This is a genomic window from Kitasatospora sp. NPDC057198 (assembly GCF_042670125.1).
In the GTDB taxonomy this organism is placed as follows: domain Bacteria; phylum Actinomycetota; class Actinomycetes; order Streptomycetales; family Streptomycetaceae; genus Kitasatospora.
The window spans coordinates 1-16,510 of sequence record NZ_JBHUWH010000142.1 but is presented as its reverse complement, the minus strand read 5'-3'; the positions used below and the strand labels follow the sequence as shown (position 1 = coordinate 16,510).

The following is a 16,510-nucleotide window of genomic DNA, read 5'->3' as shown; positions in this document are numbered from 1 at the left end:
GGAACGCACGGGGGCGGGGCCGCGGCCGGGGGGTGTCAGACCGTGCGGGCCAGGCGGTCGGCGAGCAGCTTGGCGAAGCGGGCCGGGTCGGCGAGGTCGCCGCCCTCGGCCAGCAGGGCGGTGCCGTAGAGGAGTTCGGCGGTCTCGGTCAGGGCCGGGTCGTCCGCGCGCTCCTGGTGGGCGGTGCGCAGGGCGTCGACCAGCGGGTGCTCGGGGTTGAGCTCGAGGATCCGCCGCGCGGTCGGGACGTCCTGGCCCATCGCGCGGTACATCTTCTCCAGGGTGGGGGTCAGGCCGTCGGCGTCGCTGACCAGGCAGGCCGGCGAGTTGGTGAGCCGGCTGGTGAGCCGGACCTCCTTGACGTCGGTCAGCGTCTCGCCCAGCCAGCCGAGCAGCGGCGCGTAGGAGCCGGTGCGCTCCTCGGAGACCTCCTCGGCGGGCAGGTCGACGGCGCCGCGGGCGACCGAGCTGAACTCCTTGCCCTCGTACCCGGGGACGCCCTCCACCCAGATCTCGTCCACCGGGTCGGTGAGCAGCAGGACCTCGTAGCCCTGGGCCCGGAACGCCTCCAGGTGCGGGGAGTTCTCCACCTGGGCGCGGCTCTCGCCGGTCATGTAGTAGATCTTGTCCTGGCCGTCCTTCATCCGGGCCAGGTAGTCGGCCAGCGAGGTCGGCTCCTCGCCGGCGGTGCTGGCGAAGGAGGCGATGTCGAGGATGGCCTTGCGGTCCTCGGCCGGGTCGAGCAGGCCCTCCTTGACGGCGGGGCCGAACTCCCGCCAGAAGGTGCGGTACTTGTCGGCGTCGCCGGCCATCAGCTCCTTGATGGTGGCCATCACCTTCTTGGCGAGGCGGCGGCGGATCAGCTGGATGTGCCGGTCCTGCTGGAGGATCTCGCGGGAGATGTTCAGCGACAGGTCCGCGGCGTCCACCACGCCCTTGACGAAGCGCAGGTGGTCGGGGAGCAGTTCGCGGCTGTCCTCCAGGATGAACACCCGCTTCACGTACAGCTGGACGCCGTGGCGGCCGTCGCGCTGGAACAGGTCGTGCGGGCGGCGGGCCGGGATGAACAGCAGCGCCTCGTACTCGAAGGTGCCCTCGGCCCGCAGGCTGATGGTCTCCAGCGGGTCGGTCCAGTCGTGCGCGATGTGCCGGTAGAACTCGCGGTACTCCTCCTCGGCGACCTCGGCGCGCGGGCGGGCCCACAACGCCTTCATCGAGTTGAGGGTCTGCTCCTCGGCGTCCGCCGCGGCGGTGGCCCGGATCGGGAAGGCGATGAAGTCGGAGTAGCGCTTGACGATCCGCCGCACGGTCGCCAGGTCGGTGTAGTCGTGCAGCCCGTCCTCGCCGTCCTCCGGGCGCAGGTGGACGGTGACCGCGGTGCCCTCGGGCGCGTCCGCGACCTCCTCGACGGTGTAGGTGCCCTCGCCGGCCGACTCCCAGCGGGTGCCGGTGGGCTCGCCGGCCTTGCGGGTCAGCAGGGTCACCCTGTCGGCGACCATGAAGGTGGAGTAGAAGCCGACGCCGAACTGGCCGATCAGCTCGGCGGGTTCCTTGCTCTCGCGCAGGCGGCGCAGCGTCTCGGCGGTGCCGGAGCGGGCGATGGTGCCGATCAGCGCGACGACCTCGTCGCGGGTCATGCCGATGCCGTTGTCGCGGACGGTCAGGGTGCGGGCGTCCGGGTCGAGGGCGAGGGCGATGTGCAGGTCGTCGGCGCGCAGCCGCTCCTCGGTGAGGCCGGCCAGGCGGCGCTTGTCCAGGGCGTCCGAGGCGTTGGAGATCAGCTCGCGCAGGAAGACGTCCTTGTTCGAGTAGATCGAGTGGACCATCAACTGCAACAACTGCCGCGCCTCGGCCTGGAACTCCAGCGTCTCGGTGGTCATGGGGTCCTTTTCGCTCAGTTTCGCTCGGGTGACGGTACGGGTACGGGAGCACGCGCTCCGTGGCAATCTGACACACCGGCGGCAGCCCGGACAAACCCCGTGGAAAGCGGGCCCGGACCCGCCCGGCCGCACGGGCGGGCCCAGGCCGGGGCGGTTCCGCGGTCCGTGGCGTCGGTGGCACGGCAGCGGCAGCGGCAGCGGCAGGACCACGAGACCCGGGAAGTCCGGCACCGCCACGGGGCACCGGACGTTCGACCGCCTGCGTACCCTCAGCACCGTCCGCCCGGTCGTCGTCGGCAGCGTCGGCGTCGGCGTCGGCGTCGGCGTCGACCTGATCCCTGGCCGGTGCCGCCGTCCTCTGCCGGGGCACCGCGCTGCGGGGGTCTTTCCCGCCGCCGGGTGACGGCCCCTGCGGCGAGCCGGCCCCGAGGAGGGCCGCACCTCTGGACCGGACGGGGCCCGGAGGTCGAGGGTTCCGGGCCCCGGGGGGGACGTGCGTCGAGGTCAGGCGTGGGCGGTCGCGCAGTCCGGGTGGCCCCAGCCGGCGCCGACCTTGGTGATCGTCTCGCCCTTGCCGTAGGAGCGGCCGCACGGGCAGCGGCCGGGGAACTTCGCGGCCAGCGTCCGGCGGCCGCCGCCGGTGGAACCGGTCGAACCCGTCGAAGCCGTCGAACCGGTCGAGGCGCGCTTGGCGGCGGTGCCGTTGGCGCCGGCGGGCCGGCGGGTGCGCGGGGCGGTGGCCGGGGCCGGGTCGGGGACCGGGAGGTCGGCGGCGGTGCCGGCGGCGGACTGCTGGGTGCGGGCCGCGTCGCTGGCCGCCTTGTCGGCGATGGCGTTCAGCGGGTCGCCGTCCACCTGGTGGGCGGGCACGTAGACGAACTCGACGTCGCGGCCGGCGAGCAGCGCGTCGATCCGCTGGATCAGCTCCTGGTTGGCGACGGGCTTGCCCGCCGCGGTCTTCCAGCCGTTGCGCTTCCAGCCGTGCAGCCACTTGGTGACCGCGTCCCGGGTGTAGGTGCTGTCGAGGCGGACCTCCAGCGGCGTCGCCGGGTCGGTGGCCTCCAGCAGGCGTTGCAGCGCCGTCAGCTCGCCGACGTTGTTGGTGTTGCGCCCCAGCGCACCGGACTCCCAGCGCTGCGGCGCGCCGTTCCCGTCCGCGACCACGTAGGCCCACCCGGCGGGCCCCGGGTTGCCCTTGGCCGCTCCGTCGCAGGCGGCGATGACTCGTTCAACCATCCCCCGATCATGCCAGCCCGCGCCCACGCCCCCGTCCCGCCCGTCCCGCCCGGCCCGCCCGTCCCCCGCGGCGCCCCACTCCCACATGCCGCGCACGACCGGTTCCAGCGCCCGGCCCCGCTCGGTGAGCGCGTAGCTGACCCGCGGGGGCCAGCCGGGGACGCGGTGGCGCTCGATCACGCCCGCGGCGGTCAGCTGGGCCAGCCGCTCGGACAGCACCTTGTCGGAGAGGGCGGGCAGCGCGGCGGACAGCTCCGAGTAGCCCGCCCGGCCGCGGCGCAGGAACTCGCGGAGCACCAGCGGCGTCCAGCGGCCGGACAGCACGGCCAGCGTCACGTCCACCGGGCAGCGCGGGCCCGCGCCCGGCGGGACGAGGGCCTGCGGCGGGACGAGGGCCTGCGGCGGGACGAGGGCCTGCGGCGGGCAGTCCGCCAGCGGGCCGGACGGCTCCGGCGCTGCGGGTGGCTCCGGCGGTACGTGTCCAACCGTTTGGTGAGTCACGGCGGCCCTCCCTAACGTCCTCGGCGTGCTCCGCGCGGCGCCCGACCGGCCGCCGTGCCCGCCCGTACGCTCCCCGGGAGGCTTCCCCGTGCGCATCCACCATCTGAACTGCGGCTCGCTCCGCGAGATTCCCCCGTTGGACGGGGCCGCGCCGGCCCCGCTGGCCGCCGTGTGCCACTGCCTGCTCGTCGAGACGGACGCGGACGGGCTCGTCCTGGTGGACACCGGTCTCGGCACCGCCGACCGGCGGGACCCGGAGGGGCGGCTCGGCGCGGACTGGACCGCCTACGCCCGGCCCTCCCGGGACGACGGGGAGAGCGCGCTGCGGCAGGTCGCCCGGCTCGGCCACGACCCGCGGGAGGTGCGGCACGTCGTGCTCACCCACCTGCACCGCGACCACACCGGCGGACTGCCGGACTTCCCCCGCGCCCGGGTCCACCTGCACCCCGCCGAGCACCGGGCCGTCAGCGACCCGGCCCACCCGCACCACCGGCACAGCCTCGACCGCTTCGTGCCCGCGCACCGGGCGCACGGGCCGCTGCTGACGCCCGCCGTCGCCGACCCGGACGAACGATGGTTCGGCTTCCCCGGGGTGGCCCGGATCCCGGGCCTGGCGAGCGAGTTGCTGCTGGTGCCGCTGCCCGGCCACTCGGCGGGCCACAGCGGGGTCGCGGTCCGCGACGAGGACGGCCGGTGGCTGCTGCACGCGGGGGACGCGTACATGTTCCACGGCGAGCTCGAACGGACCCCGCCGCTGCCCCACCCGGCCTTCGCCCCGGTCCAGGAGGGCGCGCAGACCGACGCCGGGGCCCGGAGCGCCACCCTGGAACGGCTGCGCGCGCTGCGCCGCGACCACGGCGAGCAGGTCACCGTGGTCAGCGCGCACGACCCCTGGGAGTACGCCCGCCACTCCTCCTGAACTCACCGGGGGGAAAGGTGTGTTCAGGAGGGAGGCGAGGGCGGCCAGGGGTCGCGGTCAGGGGCCGCGGTCAGGAGTCGCGGCGGAGGAAGCCGGTGGTCAGGACGCCCACCAGCACCAGGGCCGCGTTGACCAGGACGGCGAGCGCGACGCCGTCCAGGACCGCCGGGGCGGACGGGTGGGCGCCGGCCCGGGCCGCGACGACGGCGCTCATCACCGGGGTGCCCATGGTGATGCCGATCTGCTGGGTCATCGTGGCCAGGCCGGTTGCCAGGCCCTGTTCGCGGTCCGGCAGGCCGGACGTCGCGGTGACCATGAAGCCGACGATGACGTACATGTTGCCGACGCCGCCGACGAAGGTCGCCGCGAGCAGCAGCCACAGCGAGGAGTGGCCGGGCCCGAGCAGCAGCAGCGCGGCCGTGGCGGCGGCCTGCACCAGGCCGCCGGCCACCAGGGCGGCCCGGGTGCCGGCGGCGGCGATCAGGCGGGCGGCGGTGGCGCCGCCCAGCACGGTGCCCAGGCCCAGCACGCCGAAGGACAGGCCGGCGGCGAGGGCGGAGAAGTCGAGCACCTCCTGCAGGTAGAGGGTCAGCAGGAAGACCAGCGAGGTCTCGGTCAGGAAGGCGATCAGCCCCGCCGCGTTGCCCCACACCACGCTGCGCCGCCGCAGGACGGACACCGGCACCAGCGGCGCCGCGGCCCGACGCTCGACCGCCCCGAACACCAGCAGCAGCCCGGCGCCCAGGCCGAGCCCGGCCAGCGCGAGCGGGTCGCCCCAGCCGGCCGTGCCCGCCCTGGTCAGGCCGAACACCAGGGACAGCAGGCCGAGCGTGACGGAGAGCGCGCCGGGCACGTCCAGCTTCGTCCGGACGTCCGGGCGGCTCTCCCGGATCACGCCGGGGGCGGCCAGCAGCACCGCGAACGCCACCGGCACGTTGACGAAGAACGCCCAGCGCCAGGACAGCAGGTCGGTGAGCACCCCGCCGAGCACCGCGCCGGCGGTGAAACCGGCCGACATCAGTGCCCCGTTGAGGCCCAGCGCCCGGTCGCGCAGCGGCCCCTCCGGGAAGGAGGTGGTCAGCAGCGACAGGCCGGCCGGGGTGACCATCGCGGTGGCCAGGCCCTGCGCGACCCGGGCCGCGATCAGCACCGCCGGGCCGGTGGCCAGCCCGCCGACCAGCGAGGACGCGCCGAGCAGGGCCAGCCCCAGCAGGAACAGCCGCCGCCGTCCGAACAGGTCGGCGACCCGCCCGAACAGCAGGGTGAAGCCGGCCGCGGACAGCGCGAACGCCGTCCCGATCCACTGCAGTTGGCCCAGCGGGAGGCCGAGGCCCCGGCCGATCGCCGGCAGGGCCACGTTCAGGATCGAGAAGTCCACCGCGAGCATGAACTGGGCCACCAGCAGGACCAGCAGGACGATGCGCTGACGCTTCGTCAACTTCGTTGTTTTCAGTAGTGGTTGGGGCTTCCGGTGGGCGGTGTCCGTCGCCATGGCGGGACTTCCTCTCGTCGCGTTCGGTGCTGACGGGAAGGAGCCTCCACCGGGCGGGCCGGCCCACCCAGACCCCTGCGGAAGGTAGCACCGGCAGGGATACCCTGCGCCGGCCCGGAGAGCGCCCCGCGCGGGCAGACTGGAGGCCATGGAGACATCGACCGCCCTCGGCGAGTACCTGCGCAACCGGCGCGCCCGACTGCGCCCCGAGGACGCCGGGCTGACCCCGTACCCGGGCCGCCGCCGGGTGCCCGGACTGCGCCGCGAGGAGCTCGCCCTGCTCGCCGGGGTCAGCGTCACCTACTACACCCGGCTCGAGCAGGGCCACAGCGCCAACGCCTCGGACGGCGTCCTGGACGCGCTCGCCCGCGCCCTGCGCCTCAGCCCCGACGAGCGCGCCCACCTCTACGACCTGGCCCGCCCCTCCCGGGCCCGGCGCGCGACCGTCCAGCGGCCCGCCAGGGTCCGGCCCGCCACCAGGCAGTTGATCGACGCGATGCCGCAGGTGCCCGCCTTCGTCCTGGACCGCGGCAACGACGTCCTGGCCTGGAACGCCCTCGGCCACGCCCTGCTCGCCGGGCACCTCGACCCGACCGCCCCGGACCGGCCCGCCGACCGCCCCAACCTGACCCGGCTGCTCTTCCTCGACCCGCACACCCGCGAACTGCACACCCGCTGGGACGAGGACGCCCGCACCGCCGTCGCCGCCCTCCGGCTCGCCGTCGGCCGCCACCCCGAGGACCGGCGGCTGGCCCAGCTCGTCGGCGAACTCGCCATCCAGAGCCCCGAGTTCGCCGCCCTGTGGGCCCGCCACCCGGTCCGCGACTGCGCCGTCGGCAGCAAGTCCCTGCACCACCCGCTGGTCGGCCCGCTGGAGCTCGACTTCGAGAGCCTCCCGCTCTCCGACGGCACCACCCACCGCCTGCTGCTCTACAGCGCCGCCCCCGCCACCCCGTCCGCCGCCGCCCTGGCCCTGCTCGCCGCGACCTTCGAGGGCTCGGCCCCGGCCGCCGGGAGCGTCGGGGCCGCCGGGGGTGCGAGGATCGGCGGGGCCGCCGGGGGTGCGAGGATCGGCGGATGACGAGTACGGGCGAGTTCTTCCTCGCGCCGGACGACGGATCCGCCGACCGGGTGCGCCCCCGCCGGAGCCACGGCTTCCCGGCCGTGCCGTGCGACGGCATCCACCCGGACGACTCGGCGGACCTCCTGGTACGCGTGTCGGCCCTGGCCGCCGCCCGCACCGGGCAACTCGCCCTGTACTGCTGGTACTTCTCGCCCTGATCCCGGCGCGCCGGGGCCCCGGACGGGTCAGCCGATCCAGCCGTGGCTCTTGGCGAGCTGGAGCATCGCGGTGCGCACCTGGAGGATCTGGGTGCCCGTCAGGGTGGGGGCGGACTCCAGCAGGGCCTCGGTGACGTCGTCGAGGTAGTCGTCGGAGGCGAGCTGGTCGTCGTCGTCCACCGGGCGCACCGCACGGTCGGCGTGGGTGACCGCCGGCGCCTTCGGGTCGACGCCGGGGGCGAGCTGGACGGAGGACGCCTTGGGGCCGCGGTCGCCGTCCTCGATCTCGAAGACCACGGCCAGGCCCGTACGGATGTAGGACTCGGGAATCAGCAGGTCGTTGACGTGCAGGAAGACGTCCTCCCCGCCTTGGTCCGGGGCGATGAACCCGTAGCCCCGCGAACCGTCGAACCGCACCACGCGACCGGCAACCATGCCAACCCCCAAGACACCTTCCGGGCCCCTTGCCCGCAACCTGGGCCCGAGAATATCCCTGTCGCGGAGGCAAGGCGAACCCGTCGTTCGGACTCCGGCAAGCGGCACGCCACCCTCCGGGCGGCGGACGGCGGCCGACGGCGGTGGTTGGCGGCGGTCGGCGGTGGCGGCCGTCCGCGTCCGGTCCTCCGACCGTCACTCGCCCTGGCCGGCGCTCCCCACCGGGCCGATCTTCACCGGGAGGCCGCTGCCGTCCGTGACGGGCAGCGAGCCGGCGCCCGGCCAGGGCAGGGTGACCGACTGGGTCTCGTCCGGCGGGGTCACCACCAGGCCGGTGATCCGGACGCCGGTGCCGCCCGTGTTGTTCGCCGGGTAGCTGATGCCGAAGTACGTCGACTTGCCGTCCTTGAGGACGGCGGCGACCACCGGCTCGCCGGAGCGCTCCGCGGACAGCGTGCCCTCCGCGGCCTTCAGGTCGACGCCCGCGTACCCGGAGATCGTGCAGTCCTTGCCGCTGTGGTTCTTCAGCGCGACCACCACGGTGTTCTCGGGATCGCCGCTGATGGTCTGGTCGGTGGCCGTGATGGTCAGGTCCGCGGTCCGGCACTTGGCGGCCTTCCCGGCCGGGGCGGCGGCGGGAGTCGTGCCGCCCTTCGGCGCGGCGCCCTTGCTCTGGCCGCCGCTCGGGGCGGCGGCGGGCGTGGCGGGCGCCGCCGGGGCGGCGGTGGAGGCGGCCGGGGCGACCGGGGCGGCCTGCGCGCTGCTGTCCGTGCCGTCGTCCTGGCAGGCGGTCAGCGTGAGGGCGGCCGCCACGGTCAGGGTGGCGAAGGCGAGCTTGCGGACGCGCATGGTGGTCTCCTCGGGGGTGGGGCGCCGCTCGGTGCGAGCGGGTCTACACAGCCCAGGACCGCCCGGCCGCCCTGACGGTTGCGCCCCACAACCTCCGGCACAGTGCTGTGACACCGCCCCCGCGAACCCCGCCCCCCACCGCCGCCCACCACGCCCCTGACCTGCACCGATGCTTCCACACGCCCCACCGCGCCCCGCCGCCGCGCCCTGCGCCCGCCGGGACGGATCCGTGACCCGAAGGCGCTTGACCCCGGGACAGTTGACGCCGCAGCAGCTGACGCCGGATCGGCGGACGTGGTGGCGGGGCGCGGCGGGGCAGCGATGGAGGCGGTCGGGGCGGCCGGGATGGGGAGCGGGCGGTACGAGCGGCAACGGCACTGGGGCACAGGCAGGTTGGCGGTAGGTCAGGCGTCCCGGGTGCGCAGCACCGCCCAGCCGAGGGTGAGCGCGGCGGCGGCCCACAGGGCCAGGACGCCGAGCCCCGGCCAGGGACCGATCGGGAGGCGGTCGACGCCCAGGGTGGCCTGGACGTTCAACCCGGCCGGCATCGGGGCGAGTTGGCGCAGGTGGCGCTGCCAGTCCGGATCGGCGACCACCTTGATCAGGGCGGGGAAGGCGAACAGCAGGCCGAGGACGGTGCCGATCGCGGCCGCGGCGTCCCGGACCGCGGTCACCGCGCCCAGGCCGAGCAGGGCGATCAGCGCCAGGTAGAGCACCGATCCGGTGGCGGCCCGCAGGGTGGCGCCGTCGGCGGGAACGGGGGCGGGGTAGCCGTGGGCGGCGGTGAAGCCGTTGCCGGGCAGCAGCAGCCGAACGGCGAGCAGCGAGCCGGCCACCGCGAGCGTCCCGGCGGCGAGCACGGCCGCGGACAGCACCAGGGCCCTGGCGGCCAGGACGGCGGAGCGGCACGGCACGGCCGCCAGGGTGGTCCGGATCATGCCGGTCCGGTACTCGTTCCCGGCGGCCAGCACGCCCAGGACGGCCGCCGCGACCTGGCCGACCAGGACGCCGGTGAGCGCGGTGCGCGGGGCGTCGATGCCGCAGCCGGGGGTGTGGCAGGTGGTGGTGGCGGCGGTGCCGGCGCCGACCGCGACGGTCAGCAGGACGAGCAGGAGCAGCAGCCGGGCATGCGTGCCGTCGGTGCGGAACTTGGTCCACTCGGCACGCAGGGCGGGGCGCAGCGCAGGGCGCAGGGCGGGGCGCAGCGCGTGGCGGAAGGGCGGGTTCACACGTCCCTCCGGCGGAGCACGAGGACGGCGGCGGCCAGCGCGGCGGCGGCCCAGGCGGCCAGGACGGCGAGCCCGGCCCACGGGGGGAGCGGGTAGTAGCCGGCGTCGGGGGTGTACAGGGTGGCCACCTGCGGGAGCCGGGGCAGGCTCTGCTGGATCGCGAACCCGGCGGCGGGGGTGACCCGCAGCAGCCACTCGGACGCCCCGGCGGGCAGCGCGCCGGAGGTGGCGAGCAGGTAGGGCAGCACCAGGGCGGTGACGGCGGCGGTGATCGCCTGCGCGGCGCGGCGCAGCAGCAGGCCGAGGGCGAGGGCGAGCACGGCGGCGAGCGCGAGCAGCAGGCCGGTGCCGAGCACCACCCGCAGCCGGACGGCGTCCGGGACGGCGGCCACCGGGAAGCCGTGCGCCTTCGACCAGGCGGTGCCAAGCGGGACGGCGAGCGCGGCGGCGGCGGTGCCGGTGAGCAGCGCGAGGGCGGCGAGCGGCAGGGCCTTGGCGAGCGGCACCAAGCCCCGGCGGGGGGCGGCCGCGAGGGTGAGGGCGATCAGGCCGCGCCGGTACTCGGCGGTGGCGCTGCCGGTGGCGACCACGGTCAGGGCGATCAGCCCGGCGAAGGTGCCGACCAGGGAGTTCTCGATCGTCCGGCCGCCAGCGAAGGCGGGGCCGCCGACCACGGCGGCGATGTCGCCCGCGCCGGTGACGGTGTAGCCGGTGGCGGCGGAGCCATCGGCGGCGGCGGTGGAGCTGGTGGCGGCGGCGGTACCGGTGGAGCCGGTGGTCTCGCGGGTGTGTCCGGCGTCGAGGCCCGGCAGGTAGCTGCCGGAGGTGCCCGCGTCGGGGCCGACCCGGCCGCCGGTCCAGCCGTCGCCGCCGTGCTCCTGCGCCGCCCAGCCGTCGGAGAGGACGGGCGGGCCGAAGCGGCCGGTGGCGACGGCGGGGGTGAAGCCGGTGCCGGTGCCGGTGTCCTCGGCAAGTTCCGGGGAGGTGGTGAACAGGCCGACCTGGGCGGTGCGGGGCAGGCCGGGCAGGTGGGCGGTGCCGATCCGCTGCCAGTGGGTGCCGTCGGCGGAGTCGTAGCCGGTGACGGTGTCGCCGGTGCGGGTCAGCCGCAGCCAGTGCGGGTGGTCGGCGGTGGGGAGGCCGGGGCGGCCGGCCGTGTCGTGGACGTAGTCGTCCTGCATCCGGACGCCGTGCCCGCCGGTGGCGGCGACCGCCGCGTAGCTGCTGCCCTGGTCGAGCCCGGCCTTGACGATGATCCCGGCCTTCGCCCACTCGGCCACCGGGCCGGGTGAACTGCCTTCCGGGCCATCGGCCTTGACACTGGTGAGGCCGAGCACGGGGACGGTCAGGGTGCCGTCCCCGGCCAGTTCGCGGTGGACGAAGGAGAAGCTGTCGTTGACGGCCTGCCCGCCGGGGCCGACCGGCAGGTCGGTGCGGGCCGGGTTCGGGTTGTCCGCGGCGGTGCCGAGCAGGCCGACCGCGAGGACGGCCAGCAGGGCGCCGGCCACGGTGGCGACCCAGCCGGGCACGGTGCGCAGTTTGGTCCACTCGGCGCGCAGCAGGCGTCCGAAGTCGGTTGCCGGGGCGGGGAGTCGGCTCATCGTCCGGCCTCCGGGGCGCTGTGGCCGGCCCGGTACTGGACGGCGTCCCGGGTGAGTTCGAGGTACGCCTCCTCCAACGAGGGCCGGTGGGCGGCGAGTTCGGTGAACGGGACGCCCGCGGCGGCCAGCAGGGCGGCGATCCGGTCGGGGGACGGGCCGAGGACGGTGGCGGTGCCGGGGGCGGTGGAGCTGACGGTGGCGCCGGCGCCGGCCAGCACCCGCACCGCGCCGTCCAGGTCGGGGGTGCGCAGGGTGGTCCGGCCCTGCGAGGCGCCCGCCAGCAGGTCGGCGACGGGGCTGTCGGCGATCACCCGGCCGCGGCCGACCACGATGACGTGGTCGGCGGTGTCCTGGAGTTCGCCCATCAGGTGGCTGGAGACCAGCACCGCCCGGCCGCGCGCGGCCTGGTCGGCGAGAAGGGCGCGGATCCACCGGAAGCCCTCGGGGTCGAGCCCGTTGAAGGGTTCGTCGAGCATCAGCACCGGCGGGTCACCGAGCAGCGCGGCGGCGATGCCGAGGCGCTGGCGCATGCCGAGCGAGAACGGCCCGGCCTTGCGCCGGGCGACCCCGCCCAGGCCCGCGTCGGCCAGCACCCGGTCGACCCGGCGGGCGTCGATGCCCTGCGAACGGGCCAGCCACAGCAGGTGGTTGCGGGCGGTGCGGCCCGGCTGGACGGCGCCCGCGTCGAGCAGGGCGCCCAGGTGCGCGAGCGGGCGACGCAGGCTGCGGTAGGGGCGGCCGCCGACCAGGGCGGTGCCCCGGTCGGGGGTGTCCAGGCCGAGGACCACCCGCATGGTGGTGGACTTCCCGGCGCCGTTGGGGCCGACGAAGCCGGTGATCCGGCCGGGGTGGACGGTGAAGGTCATGCCGTCCAGTGCCTGGTTCGCCCCGAACCGCTTGTGCAGGCCGGTGACTTGGATCGTCGCGCCCGGGTCGGTGGTGTTCTGCTCCATGGGGCCGAGCGTAGGAATCCGGGCCCGGCGGGGTCGTCACCGCCGGGAGCGGTCTTCCGGGCCCGCTGGGGCGGGCGCCGTCCCCCGCCGGGGTGAGCACCGGGGCGGGCGCCGTCCCCCGCGGGAGCTACGGCGCCTCCCCCTCCCCCTCCCCCCGCGGGCGGGTCTCAGAGCTCACTCATGTCCCCGGTGGCGGGGACGCCCTCGGCCAGGCCGTAGCGCAGCAGCACGGTGCCGCGCGGACTGGCGGCGGGCGGCTCCAGCAGGGTGAGGTTGCTGGGGACGACGCCGTCGCCGAACACCTTCTTGCCGCGGCCCAGCACGATCGGGTGCACCCACAGGTCGATCCGGTCGAACAGCTTCTCCCGCAGCAGGGTCTGCACCAGGTCCAGGCTGCCGACCACCTTCACCCGCTGGTGCCGCTCCCGGACCTCCCGCACGGCGGCGGGCAGGTCGGGCCCGAGCAGCTCGGACCCGGCCCAGGCCAGCTCGGGCTTCCCGCGCGAGGCCACGTACTTCGGGACGCGGTTGAACAGCTCGGCGAACGGGTTGTCCCCGGCCTGCGGCCAGTACGCGGCGAAGATGTCGTACGTCCGCCGCCCGAGCAGCAGCGCGTCGGTGCCCTGGTAGGCGGCGTCGACCTGCGCCCCGGAGACCTCGTCGATCAGCGGGGCCTGCCAGCCGCCGAAGTCGAAGCCGTCCGGGTCCTCCTCGGGGCCGCCCGGGGCCTGGCCGACCAGGTCGAGCGTGCTGAACAGTTCGATGTCGATGGTTCCCATGGTGGATGCTCCCGGGGAGTGGATGGTCCGGTCGGGAATACTGACGGGCCGGGACGGCGGAACTCATCGGTGCCGCCCGGACCGTTCTCCTCCCAGCCTGCGCCACCGGCCTCGACCGGGCACCACCGGCTCGCGCCAGCGGTCCGCACCACCGGTCCGCGCGACCGGTCTGCGTCACCGACCCGCGCTACCGGCCCCGACCGGGAACCACCAGCCCGCCCTCGTACGCGGCCACCACGGCCTGGGTGCGGTCGCGCAGGCCGAGCTTGGCCAGGACGCGGCTGACGTGGGTCTTCACCGTCTCCTCCGTGACGGTGAGCCGGGCGGCCACCTCCGGGTTGGACAGGCCCTCGGCGACCAGCCGCAGCACCTCGGTCTCGCGCGGGGTGAGGGCGCGCAGCCGGGCGGCGGCGGGGTGCTCCGACAGCGCGGACGGCTCGGACGACGGCTCCGACGGCGCGGGGCCGGCCTGGGTGCCGCGGGGCGGCATGGCGGCGAACTCGGCGATCAGCCGGCGGGTCACGCCGGGGGCGAGCAGCGCGTCCCCGGCGGCCACCACCCGCACCGCCTCGAACAGGTCCTCGGCGGTGGCCTCCTTGAGCAGGAAGCCGCTGGCTCCGGCCCGCAGCGCCTCGTAGACGTACTCGTCCAGGTCGAAGGTGGTGAGGATGAGCACCCGGGGCGGGTTCGGGCCCTCGGAGGTGAGCTGCCGGGTCGCCTCGATGCCGTCGGTGCCGGGCATCCGGATGTCCATCAGGACCAGGTCGGGGCGCTCCTCGCGGCAGGCCAGGACGGCTTCGGCGCCGTCCGCGGCGGTGCGCACCACGGTGAACTCCGGTCGGCTGTCCAGCAGGGTGGCGAACGCGGAGCGCACCACCGGGTGGTCGTCGGCGACCACGATCCGCACCGGTCCGGGCACCGGCCCGGCGCTCACCGCGCGCCCCGCGCGCCCCGCGCGCGCTGTGCGTCCCGCGCGCCCCGTGGGTCCCGCGCGCTCCGCGGCAGGACCGCCTCGACGGCGAAGCCGCCGCCGGGGCCGGGGCCGGTGCGCAGGGTGCCGCCGACCGCGGCGGCGCGCTCGCGCATGCCGGTCAGGCCGTGCCCGCCGCCGCCGCCGCCGGGCCCGCCGCCGCACCCGTCGCTGCCGGGCCCGTGGTCGCGCACCCGGAGTTCCAGGGCGGTGGCGGTGTGGGTCAGTTCGACGTCGACGGCGGCGCCGGGGGCGTGCCGGCGGGCGTTGGTCAGCGCCTCCTGGACGATCCGGTAGGCGGCGAGCTCGGTGCCGGGCCCGAGCGGGCCGGGCACGCCCCGCACCACCAGGCGGACCGCTCCCCCGCCGGAGCCGCGGGCCTGCTCCAGCAGTTCGCCCAGTGCGGCCAGGCCGGGCTGCGGGGCGCGGTCGGCGGGGGCGTCGTCCGCACGCAGCACGCCGAGCAGGTGGCGCATCTCGGCGAGCGCGTCGCGGGCCGCGTCGCCGATCTCCAGCAGGCGTTCGGCGCCCTGCGCGGGCAGGCCGGGCGTGGCCAGCCGGGCGGTCTCCGCCCGCACCGCGATCATCGACACGTGGTGGGCCACCACGTCGTGCAACTCCCGGGCGATCCGGGCCCGTTCGGCCCGCACCGCGCTGTCCGCGACGGCGCCGAGGGCCAGCCGCCGGGTCTCCTCGTACGCCGCGCGCCGCCCGCGCGCGTGCTGCCGCAGGCCCGCCGCGACGGCCGCCGGGGCGAGCACCGCGAGCAGCCCCAGCCGCACCCGCAGGTCGGCGTCGGCACCGGCGGCCACCGCGAGCACCGGGAACGGCGCGGCGAGGCCGAGCCCGACCGCGAGCCGTCCGGAACGCCCCAGCCGGTACTGGGCGGCCAGCACGGCCGCGATCCCGACGGCGGTGACGGTGTGGAAGACCCCGAGCACGCCGAGCACCGCGGCGGTGACCGCCGGACCGGCCGCGGCGGGCCGCAGGAACCCCAGCGGCAGCGCGGTCGCCGCGCAGAACAGGCCGACCAGGAACAGGAGTTGGACGCTCGACGCCCCGCTCCCGGCCTGCTGGATCCGCTCGGCGGCGAGCCTGGGCAACGACCCCGCCACCGCCGTCAACTCGACGAAGGAGGCCACCGCCGCCACCAGGCAGAGCAGTCCCGCCCCGTTCCGACCCGTCACCACCCGCCGTACCGCCGCCCGTCCCATGGCCGCCATTATGCCCACCGGCACCGCCGCCCCCGACGGGTCGAACGGCTGGGCGGCCGGACGCGCGGCGCGACTCGACGGGGGCGGGGGCGCGGGCGGTCGCGGAGGAGGCGCACCCCCGCGGCGGTCAGAGCGGTTCGCGGACGGACTCGACCGCCTCGCGCACCTCCGGGTCCGGATCGTCGGCGAGGGCGTCCAGCAGGGCGGCGACGCCGGGGGTGGACCAGCGGCCGATCGCCCACACCAGTTGCTCCCGGATCCGGGCCTCGGGGTGGGCGGCGAGCGGGGCCAGCGCCGGGACCGGGCCGCGACGGCGCATGCCCAGCCAGTGCAGCGCGTCGGAGAGCGCCGCCGGATCGCCGGGGTCGCCGGCCGCGGCGATCCGGTCGAGCAGGACGGGGACGGGCGGCGGCGGCCCGTCCAGCGGGTGCGGGTTGCGGCGGCGCAGGCGGCTGCCGCCGTACTCGCCGCGCACCCGGCAGCCGACGCAGGTGCAGGGGCGGACGCCGTTCGAACCGGGCCAGTAGCGCCAGCCGACCACCTGCGGGGCGGTGCGGATCCGGTGCACCTCGGCGGGGCGCACCGCCCGGGGCAGGAACACCTCCCAGCCGCGCGGGTCCTCCACGGCGGCGATCGTGCGCACCGCCTCGGCGGCCGTCATCGGCCGGTGCGGGGGCCGCTTGCGCCCGGCGGCATAGTGCCCGGCCAGCACCTGCTGCCCGTCGTCCAGTCGCACGTGCACCGCCACCATGCCGCCCCGGGTGCCGCGCCGGGCCAGTTCGCGCAGCCACTGGTGGGTGAGCGTGAACGAGGGCAGCACCGGGAAGCAGAACACGCCGCGCGCCCCCTCGGGCCCCCGGCTCTCCGCCCTGATCCCGGACCGCCGCACGCGCGGCGCGTCGGCCGCCGAAGTCAGGTGCACGAACATCGCCATGCCCGGGATGCTACGGGCCCCGGGCCCCCGGGCCCGGCGTTTTTCCGGGCCCGTCCCCGACCCAGAGCGGGCGCGGTCGGGGACGGACGGTGGTCGGGCCGGTCGGCGCGGTGCTGGGCGTCGACCGGCCCCCTTCCGGCAACCGGCGTCCGGGCGAGGGGCCCTCCCCACAGAGGGTGCCTCGTCCGGGCCGCCGGTCGGGCTGCTCGACGGGCGCGCCGTCCGGGGACCGGGGGG

The 16,510-nt window shown here is 76.4% G+C and carries 15 protein-coding genes and 1 pseudogene; 3 read left to right on the top strand and 13 right to left on the bottom strand.

Going from position 1 to position 16,510, the window contains the following annotated elements; translation table 11 throughout:
* Nucleotides 1-35: 35 nt before the first annotated feature.
* From htpG to ACFUEL_RS18055, 3 genes and pseudogenes are all read right to left on the bottom strand, one after another.
* The gene (htpG, locus tag ACFUEL_RS18065) at nt 36-1,880 is read right to left on the bottom strand and encodes a molecular chaperone HtpG (protein ID WP_380237299.1); all 1,845 of its coding nucleotides are present in this window, start codon (nt 1,878-1,880) and stop codon (nt 36-38) included.
* A 504-nt stretch (nt 1,881-2,384) separates the two neighbouring features.
* Nucleotides 2,385-3,116, bottom strand: coding sequence for a ribonuclease H (locus tag ACFUEL_RS18060; RefSeq protein WP_380237300.1), 732 nt, complete (start codon nt 3,114-3,116; stop codon nt 2,385-2,387).
* Between the two features lie 81 nt (nt 3,117-3,197).
* Nucleotides 3,198-3,713: pseudogene (locus ACFUEL_RS18055) on the bottom strand (winged helix-turn-helix transcriptional regulator); the annotation flags it as partial.
* Between ACFUEL_RS18055 and ACFUEL_RS18050 the strand changes: the two are divergent.
* Nucleotides 3,706-4,536, top strand: coding sequence for an MBL fold metallo-hydrolase (locus tag ACFUEL_RS18050; RefSeq protein ID WP_380237297.1), 831 nt, complete (start codon nt 3,706-3,708; stop codon nt 4,534-4,536). The pseudogene ACFUEL_RS18055 and the gene ACFUEL_RS18050 sit on opposite strands and share 8 nt — an antisense overlap.
* Before the next feature lie 70 nt (nt 4,537-4,606).
* Here the strand turns inward: ACFUEL_RS18050 and ACFUEL_RS18045 are convergent, their stop codons facing one another.
* Nucleotides 4,607-6,028, bottom strand: coding sequence for an MFS transporter (locus ACFUEL_RS18045; protein WP_380237296.1), 1,422 nt, complete (start codon nt 6,026-6,028; stop codon nt 4,607-4,609).
* Nucleotides 6,029-6,176: 148 nt separating this feature from the next.
* On the opposite strand from ACFUEL_RS18045, the gene ACFUEL_RS18040 reads away from it, so the two are divergent.
* Nucleotides 6,177-7,109, top strand: coding sequence for a helix-turn-helix domain-containing protein (locus ACFUEL_RS18040; protein WP_380237294.1), 933 nt, complete (start codon nt 6,177-6,179; stop codon nt 7,107-7,109).
* Nucleotides 7,106-7,309 (top strand): hypothetical protein, encoded by a 204-nt coding sequence (locus ACFUEL_RS18035; RefSeq protein ID WP_380237293.1) that lies wholly within the window; start codon nt 7,106-7,108, stop codon nt 7,307-7,309. The genes ACFUEL_RS18040 and ACFUEL_RS18035 overlap by 4 nt, the downstream gene beginning before the upstream one ends.
* Nucleotides 7,310-7,336: 27 nt before the next feature.
* On the opposite strand, the gene ACFUEL_RS18030 is transcribed toward ACFUEL_RS18035, so the two are convergent.
* The 9 genes from ACFUEL_RS18030 to ACFUEL_RS17990 all read right to left on the bottom strand — a co-directional run bounded on the left by ACFUEL_RS18030 (nt 7,337) and on the right by ACFUEL_RS17990 (nt 16,273).
* Nucleotides 7,337-7,744, bottom strand: coding sequence for a cold-shock protein (locus ACFUEL_RS18030; RefSeq protein WP_380237292.1), 408 nt, complete (start codon nt 7,742-7,744; stop codon nt 7,337-7,339).
* Nucleotides 7,745-7,939: 195 nt separating this feature from the next.
* Nucleotides 7,940-8,593 (bottom strand): DUF4232 domain-containing protein, encoded by a 654-nt coding sequence (locus ACFUEL_RS18025; protein WP_380237291.1) that lies wholly within the window; start codon nt 8,591-8,593, stop codon nt 7,940-7,942.
* Between the two features lie 404 nt (nt 8,594-8,997).
* Nucleotides 8,998-9,822 (bottom strand): ABC transporter permease, encoded by an 825-nt coding sequence (locus ACFUEL_RS18020; RefSeq protein WP_380237290.1) that lies wholly within the window; start codon nt 9,820-9,822, stop codon nt 8,998-9,000.
* Complete coding sequence (locus ACFUEL_RS18015; RefSeq protein WP_380237289.1) at nt 9,819-11,423, bottom strand: hypothetical protein; 1,605 nt, start codon at nt 11,421-11,423, stop codon at nt 9,819-9,821. Before ACFUEL_RS18015 ends, ACFUEL_RS18020 begins: the two co-directional genes overlap by 4 nt.
* Entirely contained in the window at nt 11,420-12,376 is a 957-nt protein-coding gene (locus ACFUEL_RS18010; protein WP_380237288.1) for an ABC transporter ATP-binding protein, read from the bottom strand. The genes ACFUEL_RS18015 and ACFUEL_RS18010 overlap by 4 nt, the downstream gene beginning before the upstream one ends.
* Nucleotides 12,377-12,543: 167 nt before the next feature.
* Nucleotides 12,544-13,155: a dihydrofolate reductase family protein gene (locus tag ACFUEL_RS18005; RefSeq protein ID WP_380237287.1), complete on the bottom strand. Its 612-nt coding sequence runs from the start codon at nt 13,153-13,155 to the stop codon at nt 12,544-12,546.
* Nucleotides 13,156-13,342: 187 nt separating this feature from the next.
* Entirely contained in the window at nt 13,343-14,089 is a 747-nt protein-coding gene (locus tag ACFUEL_RS18000) for a response regulator (RefSeq protein ID WP_380237286.1), read from the bottom strand.
* On the bottom strand, nt 14,086-15,339 hold the full coding sequence (locus tag ACFUEL_RS17995) for a sensor histidine kinase (RefSeq protein WP_380237285.1): 1,254 nt from the start codon (nt 15,337-15,339) through the stop codon (nt 14,086-14,088). Before ACFUEL_RS17995 ends, ACFUEL_RS18000 begins: the two co-directional genes overlap by 4 nt.
* A gap of 127 nt (nt 15,340-15,466) precedes the next feature.
* Nucleotides 15,467-16,273, bottom strand: a complete 807-nt coding sequence (locus ACFUEL_RS17990) for a HEAT repeat domain-containing protein (protein WP_380237284.1) — start codon at nt 16,271-16,273, stop codon at nt 15,467-15,469.
* Nucleotides 16,274-16,510 lie beyond the last annotated feature (237 nt).